This window comes from Dyadobacter luteus (assembly GCF_003383615.1).
GTDB lineage: Bacteria > Bacteroidota > Bacteroidia > Cytophagales > Spirosomataceae > Dyadobacter > Dyadobacter luteus.
Genome location: NZ_QNUL01000006.1, coordinates 26,381 through 41,002, shown reverse-complemented (window position 1 = coordinate 41,002; position 14,622 = coordinate 26,381). Strand labels below are relative to the sequence as shown.

Below are 14,622 nucleotides of genomic sequence, written 5' to 3'. Positions count from 1 at the left end.
CGGAAGCTATTACCTGAATACAAATCCAATCGGAGAAGCGCCTACTTTAATCGAATCAATCACACTTCCATCTGTTCTGTAGCGTACCGCATATCCGGATTGAACCGGATTAGGATCTACAGCAGCATAGATCAGTCCTTGTTTTGGATCGACATTTAGTCCTGTAAAATTTCTGTTGATAAATGGCTTAGACATATCAATCACTGAATCATCTATCCCCACTTTATACGCCTGACCTTTTGTACCGAAGTCAGAAGTAAGCATAAAGAAAATCGTTTTCTTATCAAGGCTGAAAGTCAGATTTCCGACAATCTTAGACGCATCCGTTCCTGCATACAAGGTTCCTTTTGCATAACTATCCAGGCTTACTTTCGAAATACCACGACCGGCCCCTACCCAAAGTCTACCATTAGCGTCAATTCCGATTGGCGAAGGAGCTCCATCAAATTCCACTGTTTTCACAATTTCATCTGTATTGGTATCGATCACAGTAAGCGTCTTACCATTTGTGTAATCAGTAGTTCCAACGTATAATTTACCGGCGTGTACCAATAATTTCTCTGGTCCCTTCGCAATATTAATTTTCTTAACAACCTTGTTGGTACTTAGATCAATTACTGCAATATAGCCCGTAGAATACATATAGTCTCCGTTAGTTCCCCAGCATGAAACATATGCTTTAGATGCGGTAGCGAAAGCAACTTTTCTCGGGTTCTCAATATCCGGCGCACCTATTGAAGCTATTTTTTCAAATGTGTTGGCGTCTACAATTTCTACCTTATCCAGTCCCGCACTCGAATTGTCAACAGTAAGAATGCCCTTTCCTTCCAGATAAGCATAACCCTGGATTCCTCCCTGAAGCCCACTTCCGTTTGCAGTGGCATAAACATCTATATCAGCCGTGCGGTTTTCCCGTTTGAAAAACGAAAGACTGCCGTTGTTGTCTCTGAAATTTCCAATAGTCGTTACAAAAACTCCGTCCACATAATCGCCCTTTGGCGCAGGATCACTTTGGTTACATGACCAAACTAAGAAAGATAAAGATGCGGCTAAAACGCCTTGGGTAAGTTGTTTTTTCATATTCATGCTCAAATTTAATAATTCATCCGGGTTCCACCGGTCTTCAATGATGATTTATAATGTTGACGTTTATCATTTTAGCTTTTTGTCGGCTTCAGTATAAGACCTGTAACTCAATAATAAGTTAATGGCAAAACTCCTCCCCGGCATGGCGTTACTTCTTACGTTCAGATAAAAGGAATTACCGATATTGTTCACTTGCCCTTGTATCCGCAACTGCATATTCCCCAGGTTATAGTTGGTTTCTGCCAATAGATTCGCCAGCACATAACTATCCAGATACAGCGAATTATCGGTACGTGTATACCTTCTGCTCACAGCCAGTAATTGACCTGTCAGACGGAAATTCCGGTATGCAGTGAACAGATTCACATTTCCCGAATGCTTTGGAATATAGGTAAGTTGCTTGCCTACTATATCCACGGCATAGGCATCATAAATCTTTTCCTGAGAACTCCGCGTGTAAGTATAATTCATCCTTGCTCCCGTTTTGATCATTCGAAATGAAGCATTCCAGCCAGCCTGCAGTTCGATTCCTCTCGCCAGCACCTCCTGCAGATTTTCTACCTTGAAACTATTGCCGGGATTCCAGTAACTCCAGTTTTTGATACGATTGTGATAGACCGTTGCGGAAAACGAAAACAGCTGGTTATCGGAAGTCGTATATTGTTGGTCTATTCCCAACTCTTTGTTAAAACCACTTTCCGGTTTGATATCCGGATTACCCAACGTTTTCCAATACCTTTCGTTCAAGGTCGGCACCCGGTAGCTGCGCGCCAAAGAGCCTTTCGCCTTTAATGTATATCGATTCGTTTGGATAAGAGGGTATTCGACGCCTAAAGAGGGTGTAAATGGTGGCTGAAAACCTGTTACAAATGCCTGTCGTAAATTGGCAGACACCAAAAGTCCTGACGTTGTTTCCCAGCGTGTCAGTAAAAACAGATCTCCCCTGTTCTCTGTAATTTCAGGTCGTTCATAACCAGCAACCCGTGTACGGAAATGGGTAAATTCTCCTCCGCTCTTTATCTGTATTTTACCTGCGGCACCAACGTTCCAGTGAAAATCTCTTTCAATCCGGGTTCCCAACTTATCCGTTACTGCATGATCCAGATTACTATAATCGCCGGTTGCGTAATCAATGATATCGCGAACCCACGATGCTCGTACAGAGAAGTCATTCCACTGATATTTAAGCATTGTCCTGTATGCCTGTGTTTGGGTAAGTTCCCTCCCTGCGGCATTTTCCGGATTGATGGTTAGCGCGTTGTCAGTAAGCCAAACATGGGCAGATAGTTCATGGTTGTTTTTCGAACGTAGAAAAACATCCTGTACAATCCCTTTTTGTATTGTCTGTGTTGGTAAAAGCAATACATTCCGGCGCGTCGGTTCGGGAAAGCGATTTTTCATATTGCCATAGTAAATGGCTGTTTTACCGGAAATAGCCCAGTTCTTACCTAGTGCTGAGCCGTACTTTGCCCAGGCCTGCGTTTGACTATTATGAAAACTTTCCTGCTGCCGGCCAATTGCCGCACTAAAGCCCTGCGTCGGCGCTGTACTATTCAACAAAACGCTCCCACCAACTGCATCCGTCCCGACTATACTCGCAGCGGAGCCATACTGAACAGCAAGCTGATCAAAACCGGCCACCGGAATAGTCGAAAAATCGGACTGACCCAATGTGGGAGAATTGATATTGAGACCATTCCACAACACGGCTGTATGATTGGCCGAAGTACCCCGAAATGAAACTGTCGTAAGTGCTCCCGGACCGTAATTTTTAAAAGCAAGAGATGTATTATAAGCCAATATATCAGCCAGATTCTGAAATCTGAACTGGGTAAGCGTGACAGAATCAATCTTCTGATATTTTAATCCGCTCATAAAGCGCTCAGGAGCCGTTCCCCTCACCGTAGCCGGAGCAAGAAAAATAGTATCCTTCTGCGCAAAAGACTGATACGAAAAGGCACAGCCGATTGCAAAAAGCAGATAAACACCAAAACTGAATCTTTTAGACACTTTTGAACCAGATAGATATCACATAATCCGGCTCTTCCTCCGAAAACCGTTTTACACCAGATGTGTTCAGGCAGGTCTCCTGGCTTAGTCCGATGATCTGTCGCCTTCCCGGAGCATTGTTGAAAAAGAGAGTAAATTCTATCATTCACTCATTCTATCACTCAATCAATACTTCCAGTGGCTATGAAGATGCAGATCATCATCACGGACTGTACAGTTGCGGGGACAGCTTTCGCATATAACGAAATTCCCTTTTAAGCGCCTTCTCTTTGAGAAAGCCTAGCACCAAAACACTGCAAAAGTAGTGAATATTGAGGAGGTTACACAATTGGACAAATTACACAGTGGCTCACAGAGTGAAGACTGAGAGCCACAGAGAAAATTCGATTAGCATGTGAGAAAGATCCGATGGGAAGAATAAACTCTGTGCATCTCTTCCCATCTCTGTGTACCTCTGTGTAACCTAATACCTATCTTTGCAAAAATTTCCATATACCTTGATTACCCCAGCCGACAACCGTTTTACTTTCCCTGAATCTCAGAAAGGCATTATCCTGATGCTCGGAGCAGCATTTTTCTTTTCGCTGACATCGGCCATTTCTAAACACATCGGCAAAGAGTTTCATATCGTACAACTGGTTTTCTTCCGGAACATCGTTGGAGTTATATTCATTTTATCAAGTATCCGTAATCGGCCATTAGAACAAAAAGGAGGTGGTAAACTCGGACTGCTGATCTTTCGAGGTATTGTGGGTACACTTTCTTTATATCTGCTTTTTTACGCGATCCAAACCCTCGGACTCGGCAGAGCATCCACTTACCAATATACCTACCCTATTTTTCTGGCGCTGCTATCCTGGCTACTCATTGGCGAAGCTTTGAATAAGAAAGAATGGGCTGCAATCTTCATTGGCTTTTCAGGTATTCTGTTGGTATTCCGTCCCGACCTTTCACTGGCTTGGAGAGACAACGTACTTGGATTGGGCAATGCTGTTCTGACGGCAATCAGCTATCTTTCAATACGCCAGCTGGGGTGGGTATATGATTCCCGCGCGATCATTCTTTCATTTATGCTGAGTGGAATTCTGATGCCGATCGCCTCTATGCTGGTTGGAACCTATTTTCCAATGGAAGGGCTGGATTTCCTGATCGGGACTTTCAAATGGCCGGACACGATTGATCAGTGGACCGCATTTCTCGCGCTAGGCCTGACAGCATTACTCGGCCAAAAAATGCTTACACAGTCGTTCAGTTACGACAAAGCAGGACGCGTAGCCGCCATTGGTTATTCCAATATTCTGTTTTCTGTACTGATCGGCTTTTTCATGGGAGAAGCTTTCCCGTCCATTTCTTCCCTCGCCGGTATGGCACTGATTATCGCAGGCGGAATACTTGTTTCTCTCGCCAAAACCAAAGAGGCCTAGATCTGTTTCTTTTCCGAATTCAATCTTTCATTGAATACAAGCCTGTTCATAAACGGATCCACAACTGTAACCGAAATAGAATCCCACGGTTCTTCTACCAAACCCGGACGATTGTATTTATACTTCTTATCATTGAGTTCCTGGTGTAGCTCACGCACGCCTTCACATTCGATAAAAACCTTTGCTCCCAGCGTACAATCGCCATGATGTTCCGACAAATGCAGAACAATACCATTGTTCTGCATATAGATTGGAGCATTTTCATCAAAACTATGTGTCCAGTCAATAGAAAAGCCCAGCCAGCCGATATAAAATTCATGCGCTTTGGCTTCATCAAAAATCCGGAGAATGGGTATTACCTGACTTACTTTCATACTGAAAATCAATTATTTTTCTACGATATTTGTTACCAACCTGTTGCCTTCAGCTTCAGTGCCGACAAGTTAATTACATCAGCATGAAAAATCAATTTCCCCTATTTTCGACCATCGTTCTGGCTATTGTTTCACTGACGGGCTTCCGTTCAGATGTGAGTGATAAACCAGCCGATACCATCCAATGGCTGACCATTGAGCAGGCCTATGCCAAAATGAAAACCGAGCCACGTAAAATTTTGATTGATGTATACACCGATTGGTGCGGGTGGTGTAAGGTAATGGACAAGGAAACTTTTAAGAATAAAGCCGTTGTCGACTATATCAATAAGAAGTACTACGCCGTAAAACTGGACGCAGAGCAAAAGGAAGCGATTACACTCGGAGATAAAAAGTTTGTTTCGCAAGGCCGTACGCATGAACTATTACTAGCGCTTACCAATAATCAGCCAAGTTACCCGACAACCGTATTTCTGGATGATCAGTTTCAGATGATACAGCCACTACCGGGCTACATGAAAGCAAAGGAATTTCACGAAGTGATTACGTTTTTCGGAGAAGATTACCACAAAAAGGAGCCTTTCGAAACGTACAAAGGAAAGACGTATCCGGGATTGTATCCAACACGGTAATAGTTAGTTCAACCCTTCCAGGGTTATCGGTTCGCACTAAAATTTCATACCCCGGATTTCCATCCGGGGCTATTCATATTAAACCCTTACAGGGTTATATCTCAAAATTCTGTCCTCTGAAGTAGATTACACCGCTTCTCCTTCCTGCATTCTTTCCGCATTTTCAGCGATACGCAGTCTTTCGATAAATTCGGCAATATCCCCCTCCATTACAGCCGGAAGATTATAAACTGTATACCCGATACGGTGATCTGTGATACGGCTCTGAGGATAGTTATAAGTACGGATCTTATCAGATCTGTCCCCGCTTCCTACCATCGTTTTACGCTGTGAGCTGATCGCATCGTTATGTTTTTTAAGTTCGATCTCATACAAACGCGAACGCAGTACGCTCAAAGCCCTGTCTTTGTTTTTTAACTGAGAACGTTCATCCTGGCAACTCACCACCAAACCTGACGGAATGTGAGTCAGACGAACTGCTGAATACGTCGTGTTTACCGACTGTCCACCTGCACCCGACGACATAAACGTGTCAATCCGCACATCGCCCATGTTGATCTGCACATCCACCTCTTCCGCTTCCGGCAATACCGCCACCGAAGCTGCCGAAGTATGAATACGTCCCTGGGATTCCGTTTGCGGAACACGTTGCACACGATGCACGCCCGATTCAAATTTCATTTTGCCGTACACATCTTCTCCCTCCACCTTCACAATGATCTCTTTGTAACCTCCATTGGTACCTTCTGTAAAATCCATCACAGACGTACGCCAGCCCATTTTTTCAAAGAATCTTTGGTACATACGGAACAAATCACCTGCGAATATAGCCGCCTCATCTCCACCCGTTCCACCACGAATTTCAAGAATGATATTCCGGCTGTCATTCGGATCTTTCGGAATCAGCAATTCTTTTATTTCCTGTTCCAGAATTTCCATTTTCGGATTCAGCTCACTGAGCTCCTCCTTAGCCATTTCTCTTAAATCCTCATCCTTCTCGTTATCAATCAGCTCTTTAGTGCCTGCAATATCCTTTTGCAGTTTTAGGTAAATGGTATATTTGTCAACGATCTTACCAAGGTCTTTATATTCCTTACTAATTTTGGAATAGCGGGTAGAATCCGAAACGATTTCAGGTTGAATAATTTGTTGCGAAACCTCTTCGAAACGCTCCTTTATAGCTTCTAATTTATCTAGCATGATAATATGGTATCTTGGGGCAAGCCCATTTGGGGCACAAAGATACGCATTATTCAGTTTTGAATGCTGAATGACAGCACGAATGAAATCTTCCTGTATTCCGAATCAGTATTAAGAACCAAAATAACCACCTTTGCAAGGTACATTGCTATTAAAAACGTCATCATGAATCATACCCAATACAAGTTCATTCAGTCTTTTGCCTGTATCGCAACAGTCATCATCGTGCTCAGCGGCTGTCAGGCCAAACGCCTGGAAAACACCAAGGAACTTTCCCGTGAGATCAAAGCATCTCAGATCAAACGGGTGACCAACACCCAGCTCGTTTACACCATTGATGAATGGGGTAAGAAAATTTCCAAAATCACCGAGAAAACGCTGGAAAAAGAACTGGCAACCAATCCTGAAAAAGGCACTGCAGTCTGTAAAGACCTTTCTCAAATTCCTTTGATCAATGCCATGGAAAAAGAATATGGTGTACATATTCAGCTCCTGGGAGAAGCCGACATCAGCAACACAGATTTAAATCCTAAAGAAAAAGAATTGTTGGAGGCCTATTTGTACAGCGCAAAATCAAAAACGGCAGTAACCGACAACGTACAGCAACTGAACGACACCCTCATCGTATACAATGTCCCCGCCACCGCCGAAAGCCCGATCTGTAAAGCCTGCATGCCCGATCAGGAAATCTCCTTTGCTGTCTGGAGATTGTTGTTTAATAAAAAGGATATGATCAGGAAATTGGATGCGAAGGCTTTGAAGGAGTGAGGGTAACTTTCTACTACTACTTTAATTCTACAAGTATCATGGTGCGCTGCACCCTACCTAAATTGATACTCCTCTTACCTGACTGAAATTGTAAGATGGAATGCGTGAACATTACCAATCTATCCAAAGATAAGTGTAGCCCCCAATGAACCAACTAACCGAGTACATCCTGCAATTCGGCAACCTCAATCCTCAGCAAATCGAACTCATCACCAGCAAAGCGACTGAGATTGAACTACGGAAGGATGCATATTTTTCGGAGGCTGGGTATATTCCAAAGCAGGTGGGTTTTGTGGTGGAAGGTGTAATGCGGGGCTGTTATTACAACAACAAGGGAGAAGAAATCACACGTTGCTTTATCAGCGAAAATAGTCTGGTGGTCGATTATATCAATTTTGACCTCAATGCCTCTTCATCGGAGTACCTTCAGGCATGTACGGATTGCAAACTCATTGTATTTTCAAAACAAGCTTGGGAAGAACTCTCGCAAACGATTGTCGGCTGGGACGCTATCAAAAACAAAATGGTGCAACTATGTATGTACCAGAAATCCAGAAAAGGACCGGTGATATCGCAGGATGCTACCACACGCTATCTTGAATTTATAGAGAATTATCCTGCACTTACCAATCGGATTCCGCTTACTTACATCGCTTCTTACCTCGGCGTTACCCAACAATCGCTGAGCCGCATTCGCAAAAACATCCGGTAAACCGGAATTTACCATTTGGTAAATCAGCCCATCTTGATACGCTGCAATTTTGTTTCATCAACTCAAAAATGAAACAAATGAAATCAGCACTTATTACCGGAGCCAATAAAGGAATTGGCTTGGAAACCGCCAGACAATTATTACAGCAGGGATTTTATGTATATCTCGGGAGCCGTAACTTACAAAATGGCCAGGAAGTGGTTAGGCAGCTAAATAATGAAGGCTTCCCCAATGCTGAAGCCATTCAGTTAGATGTGACAGACCAAAATTCTGTAAATGCTGCACGCGAGCAAATCGGACGGAAAACAGAAGTATTGGACGTACTCATCAACAATGCCGGTATCAACGGAGGCACGCCACCTTACACAGCACTGGAAGCCCGTGCCGACGAATTTACCGCAGCATTCAGCACCAATGTAATCGGCGTAGCAAGGGTTACGTCTGCATTCCTTGACCTGTTACGAAAATCGGAAACACCCAGAATCGTCAACGTAAGTACTAGCGTTGGTTCTCTTTCTTTACAAAGCAATCCCGATTGGCCTGCCTACAATTATGCTAAATACGCAGTATATGCCTCATCCAAAGCCGCGCTGAATATGTATTCAGTCCATCTGGCATATGAGTTACGCGACACAGCTTTTAAGGTCAACGCAGTTTGTCCGGGTTATACCAAAACGGATTTTACCGGGCACAACGGAGGAGCAATTGAAGAAGCTGGAAAACGCATTGTGAAGTATGTATTGATTGGACAGGATGGTCCGACAGGGAAATTTTTCAGTGAAGAAAGTAATTCGGCCACCGGAGAAATCCCCTGGTAGTACCATTTTATTCCGGTGCGCTGCACCTTGGAAATACTATTATCTGCTCAGTTTCTACAAATAGCACGGTGCGCTGCACCTTTTACTGTACCCCAATCCCGCTATAAAACCACCAATACAAAATCTTCTTGCTCAAATAGCTAACATCTACTAACTTCAACAATCTCTGACTAACCTTGACAATACCTGACCACAAATGACAATACTTGAACAATACCTGACCAAAAACCCCATGCGCTACCTCCTCACCTACTTGCTTTCGACAATCCTGACTGTAGCTTCTGCCCAGAACAATATCCTTGTTTTTCAGTCCGATTTTGGGTTGAAAGATGGAGCCGTTGCTGCCATGAAGGGTGTAGCTGCAGGCGTTTCAGGTGAGATCAAAATGTATGACCTTACACATGAAATCCCAGCCTACAATATCTGGGAGGCCGCGTATCGGCTCATGCAAACGGCTCCTTACTGGCCGGCAGGAACTGTTTTTGTTTCCGTGGTGGATCCTGGTGTGGGTACAACGCGTAAATCGGTGGTGTTATTGACCAAATCAGGACATTACTTTGTAACCCCGGATAACGGTACGCTCACACTCGTGGCTGAACAATTGGGTATTCAGGAAATCAGGGAGATTGATGAGGTCAATAACCGCAGGAAAAATTCTCAGGCTTCATACACTTTTCATGGCCGGGATGTATATGCATACACAGCCGCGAGGCTGGCTTCTAAAACGATTTCATTCGAAAAAGTAGGTCCCAAATTACCTGCCAAAGTGGAATCGATAGCCTACCAAAAAGCATCTTTTACAGACGGGAAAGTAAAAGGAACTATTCCGATCCTGGATATCCAATACGGTAACGTTTGGACGAACATAGACAGGGAAACTTTTTCGGGATTGGGTGTAAAAACAGGTGACAAGCTACAAGTCTCGGTTTTCGACGGACAAAAGAAAGTGTATGAGGGTAGAGTAACTTACGTCAATACTTTTGGAGACGTACCGGAAGGGCAGGATGTAGGTTATTTCAATAGCTTGCTTAATTTCTCTCTCGGAATTAATATGGGTAACTTCTCAGAAAAATACAAAGTCTATAGTGGAAGCGAATGGAACATCATCGTTACAAAATAAGGGATTCCGTCAGGAAAAAAGGGAATTCTGGCAATGGCCTGTTTTGCTGGCGATTGTCGTGTTGATCGCGTTCAATATTTACCAGGACTATAAAACAGAGCTACAAACAAAAGAAACCGGGACACTTATTGAAGTTCCTGTCATACAGAAAATCCGGAGTAGCGGTAGTCGTGGCTCAAAAAGCAAAATCGGGATCATGCATGGGCATGTCCCGATTTATGTAGTAGCCAAATCCAAAGCATGGTTTCGTAGTGCTACTGTAGGCTCAACCATCAAAGTGATATACAGCAGCAGATATCATACGTACCTTGACCCGAATAAAAAGAAATTCGATGTTGAAATTTCCTTTATCGCCTTCTTCTCATTTGTGGGCCTGATGATATTATGGCGTTGGATATGGCTTGGATTATATATCTGGTATTGGAAATGATCTTAATTACTATTTTGTCGCTACATTATATATCTCGTACCAATCCTGGTGATTTAATTTGATCTCCGATGCACTGGCAGCATTCCTGATCCTGCTTTCCGACTGCGAACCGATAATGGGCAAAGTACCCAGTTTCATCAGCCAGGCCACAGCAGTTTGCTCGATATTGGCATTGTACTTCTCTCCTACTTCCTGCAATTTAGCCCTCAGTTTGACAGCACGTTCATCTGTACCATTCAGGATTTTGCCACCGGCTAAAGGAGCCCATGCCAAAGGTTTGCTGAAGCATTGTTTGATATAATCAATACGGCCATCTTCAATCGCCGTTGTATTCATCAGATTCAACTCAATATGGTTGGTCACGATAGGAATACGAAGGTATGAGGCCAATAACTGGTGCTGGAATACCGAAAAATTCGTTACGCCTATGTGCTTCGCTTTTCCTGACTTTACAACCTCTGCCAGCGCTCCGGCAGTTTCCTCCGGGTCTGTCAGAAAATCGCTGTGGTTCAGCAGGAATATATCGAGATAGTCAGTTTTCAGTCTTTTCAGTGAGCCATTGATACTATCAATAATGTGATCACGTGACGTATCATAGTAGGTAAGTTTGCCATCTTCGGAATGTCTTATACCACACTTGCTGAAAAGTACGATTTCATCACGTCTGAAAGATTTATTGCTGATGATCTTTCCAAAGTGCTCTTCGATGGTAAACTTTCCGTAAACGTCGGCATGGTCAAAGGTATTGATTCCAAGATCCAGACACAGATTCATTGTTTTTTCTATATTCGAAGTTGTTACAGCGCCCTCATCTGTCCATCTCCAGAAACCATAAATGGCCTCCGATACCTTCGGGCCCGAATCACTTAAACTAACTTTTTTCATTGTGCGGTGGTTTGAATCAGACTGCAAAAATAGCCTAAATTTAATAATATAGAGCGGTTAGCTTTGAGCTTATAGCCTTCAGTTCACACATACCTGATAGTAAGAAACTTACAATTCGAACATCGCTCTTCGCAGACAGAAAGAGCACACATTCAGCTATTTCTCCAGCCTCTTGTCCTTTACGATGAGATAAATGTCGTTTTCCAGTTCAAGGTATCCGTAATCGTATACAAAGTGATAGATGTTTCCTTTCTGAGTAGGACGAACGCTGGTGATCAGGTTAAAGTCAAAACCTTTACCTGCCAATGTAGATTTGCTGCATTTTACTTTTTCTTCCGGACAAAGTTCTTCCAGTATTCTCCGGTTTTTACGAAGCTGGTTATTCATATTCCGGATCAGATTATAGGAATCTGAATTGAGCCGGTTATTGTAGGCGTTCCTGCACATGTCGGAACAAAACTTCTTATCAATCCTGCCTGCCAGTGGCTTACCGCATTCCAAACAATCAGCCATAGTTATTCAATATTAATGCTAAAAAAATGTGTGTACATCAACCTTCTATGCAATATATAAAATTTCAGTTTCTCTGAATCACATCTGTCAATTTCCGTTTGCAAACGGGTGTAAATGTTTTTAGATGACTGTAAACAGTTAACAACCGAATCCTTTTTCGGCAACCTCCCACCTTTGTCATGTCGATTCGGAAACGGATTGACTTCAACAGATCCATTCAATTTTAAAACCTTACAAACATGAACTCAGTAAAATTAATCGGAAACGTAGGACGCGAAATCAATGTAAAAGATTTTGATGGCGGAAAAGTAGTAACCTTCTCACTGGCTACAAATGAAAGCTATATCAACAAAAACAAAGAGGAAGTAAAAAATACGTCATGGCATTCGATTGTGGCCTGGGGGCAATTGGCAAAGCAATGCGAGACTTTGTTGGAAAAAGGAAAATCTGTATCAGTAGAAGGAAAAATCAATTACCGTCAGTATCAGAATAAAGACAATCTGACTGTACGTGTGGTGGAAATTGTCGCTTCCAAAGTGGAAGAGGTAATGTGGAAGCAAACCGCTAATAGTTAATCAACCTTTATAACCAATACAATCTTAACTGAATAATGGAAAAGTATATAAAACCATCAATCTTAACACTCATCCCCATCATAATAGTTATCGGAGCTTTATCCTATTTTGGCTGGTTAGTCGATTGGAATAGTGGATTCCTTGAATCAATCTATTCTTTGAAATCAGAAAATGTTGTTTTCATTGGGCTCGTATACGCTGCACTTGCAGTTATATTGGCACAATTCAGAATTTATCACCTCTTCTGGTTCGCGTTAGCAGAAACATTCTTCTTCTTCATAGTGTCCATGATTACATTTCAAATGAACATAAAAGAAGGATCTGCGTATGCTCCGTTTATTTTGATATGGAGCACAGTGGCACTTTCGAAAGCGCTTGTGAACGTCTTTGAAGGACCAAACAAGGATAGACTTGGAAAACGAAAAATATAGGAATTCCTCGACTACGTTATTTCTAAAGTTCTTCTCGCTAACTATCTATATTCCCAACTGATATCCGATTCTTGATCAGATATCAGCTGGGAATATTATTAAAATATTACTCGCTCAGCAAAGCCTCTTTCCAGTTTGCATAAGCAGTTTTGGTTGCTTCTGTCAGCTGTGCATCCGGTTCGATGGTCTTTACGGCAGTCAGCCCGGTAAATGCTTCCTGACGGGTTTTGTAATGTCCCAGACCAAAGCCTGCTGCACGGGCTGCTCCTTGCGCGCCATCCGTATTGATCAGCTCCACGGTAGCTCCCGATACGTTGGCGAAAGTTTCGCGAAACACAGGGCTCAGGAACATATTCGCTTCTCCGGCCCTGATATTTTTCAAAGAAACACCAACGGTTTCCATGATTTCCATACCGTAGTAAAGTGCAAATACGATGCCTTCCTGTGCGGCGCGTGTCCAGTGACCCAGGCCGTGACGGCTAAACTGAAGTCCTTTGAATGTAGCACCCGGATCCTGGTTTTCGAGCATACGCTCAGCACCATTTCCGAATGGCAGACATAGCAGTCCATCAGAACCTACCGGTACCTTCGCAGCCAGGTCGTTCATCTGAGGATAAGAAACGCTGCCCTGCATCAGTTCATTACGCAGCCAGCCATTCAGACTACCCGTTCCGTTCACACAAAGCAATACGCCGTAACGTGCAGCTTCTGTAACAGGATTCACGTGCAGGAAAGTATTTACACGCGACAATGAATCGAATTTGATCTGATCACTAACCCCGTACACTACACCCGAAGTACCAGCAGTAGCCGCCACTTCACCAGGTTCGAGTACATTCAGTGAAAAAGCATTGTTAGGCTGATCACCCGCACGGTAAGTAACAGGAATACCCGCTTTCAGCCCAAGCGCTGCAGCTGCCTGCTCGGTTACCTGCCCCTGTTCAGAGAAAGTAGGCAAAACGGTCGGCATAAGCGAAGCATCAAAACCGAAATGATTAAAAAGGAAATCAGCGGGACTGTTGTTTACAAAATCCCAGAATATACCTTCTGATAAACCCGAAGGCGTTGTTACGATTTCACCGGTAATTCTGGCAGCCAGATAATCGCCAGGCAACATAAATTTATGAACCTTAGCATATACATCCGGCTCGTTTTGTTTTACCCACCCCAGCTTGGAGGCAGTAAAATTTCCCGGCGAATTGAGCAAATGAGGGAGAACATATTCTTCCCCGATGGCTTCCATCGCTTTATTACCTACTTCTACAGCACGACTATCACACCAGATGATCGAAGGGCGAAGTACGTTCATGTCTTTATCAACCACCACCAGACCGTGCATCTGGTAAGAAATTCCGATAGCGGCAACTTCATTGGCGCCAATTCCGGCTTTGCTCATGACAGCTTTGGAAGCCAGACAGGCATTTTCCCACCATAGCTCAGGCTGTTGCTCTGCAAAACCAGGCTTAGGAGCCTCAATGGTCATCTCTTTTTCAGGATAAAATGCTGAGGCAGCCACCGCTCCGGTATCTGCATGGAGTAAACAGGCTTTAACGGACGAACTGCCTAAATCAAATCCCAGGAAATACATGTTTATTGTTTTAAAAGTGATTATATCTCTACGAATTTTTAAAGATAAGCGCTAAA

16 protein-coding genes and 1 riboswitch are annotated in these 14,622 nt (G+C 43.3%); of the genes, 9 read left to right on the top strand and 7 right to left on the bottom strand.

Annotation, left to right across the window (positions count from 1 at the left end; translation table 11 throughout):
• Positions 1-9 precede the first annotated feature (9 nt).
• Positions 10-1,080, bottom strand: coding sequence for a DUF5074 domain-containing protein (locus DSL64_RS10065; RefSeq protein WP_229217026.1), 1,071 nt, complete (start codon positions 1,078-1,080; stop codon positions 10-12).
• Between the two features lie 72 nt (positions 1,081-1,152).
• Entirely contained in the window at positions 1,153-3,096 is a 1,944-nt protein-coding gene (locus tag DSL64_RS10060) for a TonB-dependent receptor plug domain-containing protein (protein WP_229217025.1), read from the bottom strand.
• 52 nt (positions 3,097-3,148) lie between these two features.
• A riboswitch (cobalamin riboswitch) is annotated at positions 3,149-3,401 on the bottom strand.
• A gap of 192 nt (positions 3,402-3,593) precedes the next feature.
• On the opposite strand from DSL64_RS10060, the gene DSL64_RS10055 reads away from it, so the two are divergent.
• On the top strand, positions 3,594-4,520 hold the full coding sequence (locus DSL64_RS10055; protein WP_229217024.1) for a DMT family transporter: 927 nt from the start codon (positions 3,594-3,596) through the stop codon (positions 4,518-4,520).
• Here the strand turns inward: DSL64_RS10055 and DSL64_RS10050 are convergent.
• Positions 4,517-4,894: a glyoxalase superfamily protein gene (locus tag DSL64_RS10050; RefSeq protein ID WP_115830635.1), complete on the bottom strand. Its 378-nt coding sequence runs from the start codon at positions 4,892-4,894 to the stop codon at positions 4,517-4,519. The two genes, DSL64_RS10055 and DSL64_RS10050, sit on opposite strands and share 4 nt — an antisense overlap.
• A gap of 83 nt (positions 4,895-4,977) precedes the next feature.
• Here DSL64_RS10050 and DSL64_RS10045 point away from each other — a divergent pair, with 83 nt between their 5' ends.
• Positions 4,978-5,526 (top strand): thioredoxin family protein, encoded by a 549-nt coding sequence (locus tag DSL64_RS10045; protein WP_115830634.1) that lies wholly within the window; start codon positions 4,978-4,980, stop codon positions 5,524-5,526.
• 126 nt (positions 5,527-5,652) lie between these two features.
• On the opposite strand, the gene prfA is transcribed toward DSL64_RS10045, so the two are convergent.
• Positions 5,653-6,726 (bottom strand): peptide chain release factor 1, encoded by a 1,074-nt coding sequence (gene prfA, locus DSL64_RS10040; RefSeq protein WP_115830633.1) that lies wholly within the window; start codon positions 6,724-6,726, stop codon positions 5,653-5,655.
• A 165-nt stretch (positions 6,727-6,891) separates the two neighbouring features.
• Between prfA and DSL64_RS10035 the strand changes: the two genes are divergently transcribed.
• The 5 genes from DSL64_RS10035 (at position 6,892) to DSL64_RS10015 (ending at position 10,574) form a co-directional block, all read left to right on the top strand.
• Positions 6,892-7,494 carry a hypothetical protein gene (locus DSL64_RS10035; protein ID WP_229217023.1) on the top strand — a complete coding sequence of 201 codons (603 nt, stop codon included), beginning with the start codon at positions 6,892-6,894 and terminating at the stop codon, positions 7,492-7,494.
• A gap of 145 nt (positions 7,495-7,639) precedes the next feature.
• The gene (locus DSL64_RS10030; protein WP_115830632.1) at positions 7,640-8,206 is read left to right on the top strand and encodes a Crp/Fnr family transcriptional regulator; all 567 of its coding nucleotides are present in this window, start codon (positions 7,640-7,642) and stop codon (positions 8,204-8,206) included.
• A gap of 77 nt (positions 8,207-8,283) precedes the next feature.
• A complete protein-coding gene (locus DSL64_RS10025) occupies positions 8,284-9,024 on the top strand; it encodes an SDR family oxidoreductase (RefSeq protein WP_115830913.1) in 741 nt (246 codons plus the stop codon).
• A 196-nt stretch (positions 9,025-9,220) separates the two neighbouring features.
• Positions 9,221-10,144, top strand: a complete 924-nt coding sequence (locus tag DSL64_RS10020) for an SAM hydrolase/SAM-dependent halogenase family protein (protein WP_229217022.1) — start codon at positions 9,221-9,223, stop codon at positions 10,142-10,144.
• The gene (locus tag DSL64_RS10015) at positions 10,110-10,574 is read left to right on the top strand and encodes a hypothetical protein (RefSeq protein ID WP_115830631.1); all 465 of its coding nucleotides are present in this window, start codon (positions 10,110-10,112) and stop codon (positions 10,572-10,574) included. The genes DSL64_RS10020 and DSL64_RS10015 overlap by 35 nt, the downstream gene beginning before the upstream one ends.
• A gap of 9 nt (positions 10,575-10,583) precedes the next feature.
• Here the strand turns inward: DSL64_RS10015 and DSL64_RS10010 are convergent, their stop codons facing one another.
• Positions 10,584-11,459: an aldo/keto reductase gene (locus DSL64_RS10010; RefSeq protein WP_115830630.1), complete on the bottom strand. Its 876-nt coding sequence runs from the start codon at positions 11,457-11,459 to the stop codon at positions 10,584-10,586.
• A gap of 156 nt (positions 11,460-11,615) precedes the next feature.
• On the bottom strand, positions 11,616-11,972 hold the full coding sequence (locus DSL64_RS10005; RefSeq protein WP_115830629.1) for a DNA gyrase inhibitor YacG: 357 nt from the start codon (positions 11,970-11,972) through the stop codon (positions 11,616-11,618).
• 239 nt (positions 11,973-12,211) lie between these two features.
• Here DSL64_RS10005 and DSL64_RS10000 point away from each other — a divergent pair, with 239 nt between their 5' ends.
• On the top strand, positions 12,212-12,547 hold the full coding sequence (locus DSL64_RS10000; protein WP_115830628.1) for a single-stranded DNA-binding protein: 336 nt from the start codon (positions 12,212-12,214) through the stop codon (positions 12,545-12,547).
• Positions 12,548-12,582: 35 nt separating this feature from the next.
• Entirely contained in the window at positions 12,583-12,978 is a 396-nt protein-coding gene (locus DSL64_RS09995) for a hypothetical protein (protein ID WP_115830627.1), read from the top strand.
• Between the two features lie 106 nt (positions 12,979-13,084).
• Here the strand turns inward: DSL64_RS09995 and DSL64_RS09990 are convergent, their stop codons facing one another.
• Positions 13,085-14,566 (bottom strand): xylulokinase, encoded by a 1,482-nt coding sequence (locus DSL64_RS09990; protein WP_115830626.1) that lies wholly within the window; start codon positions 14,564-14,566, stop codon positions 13,085-13,087.
• Positions 14,567-14,622 lie beyond the last annotated feature (56 nt).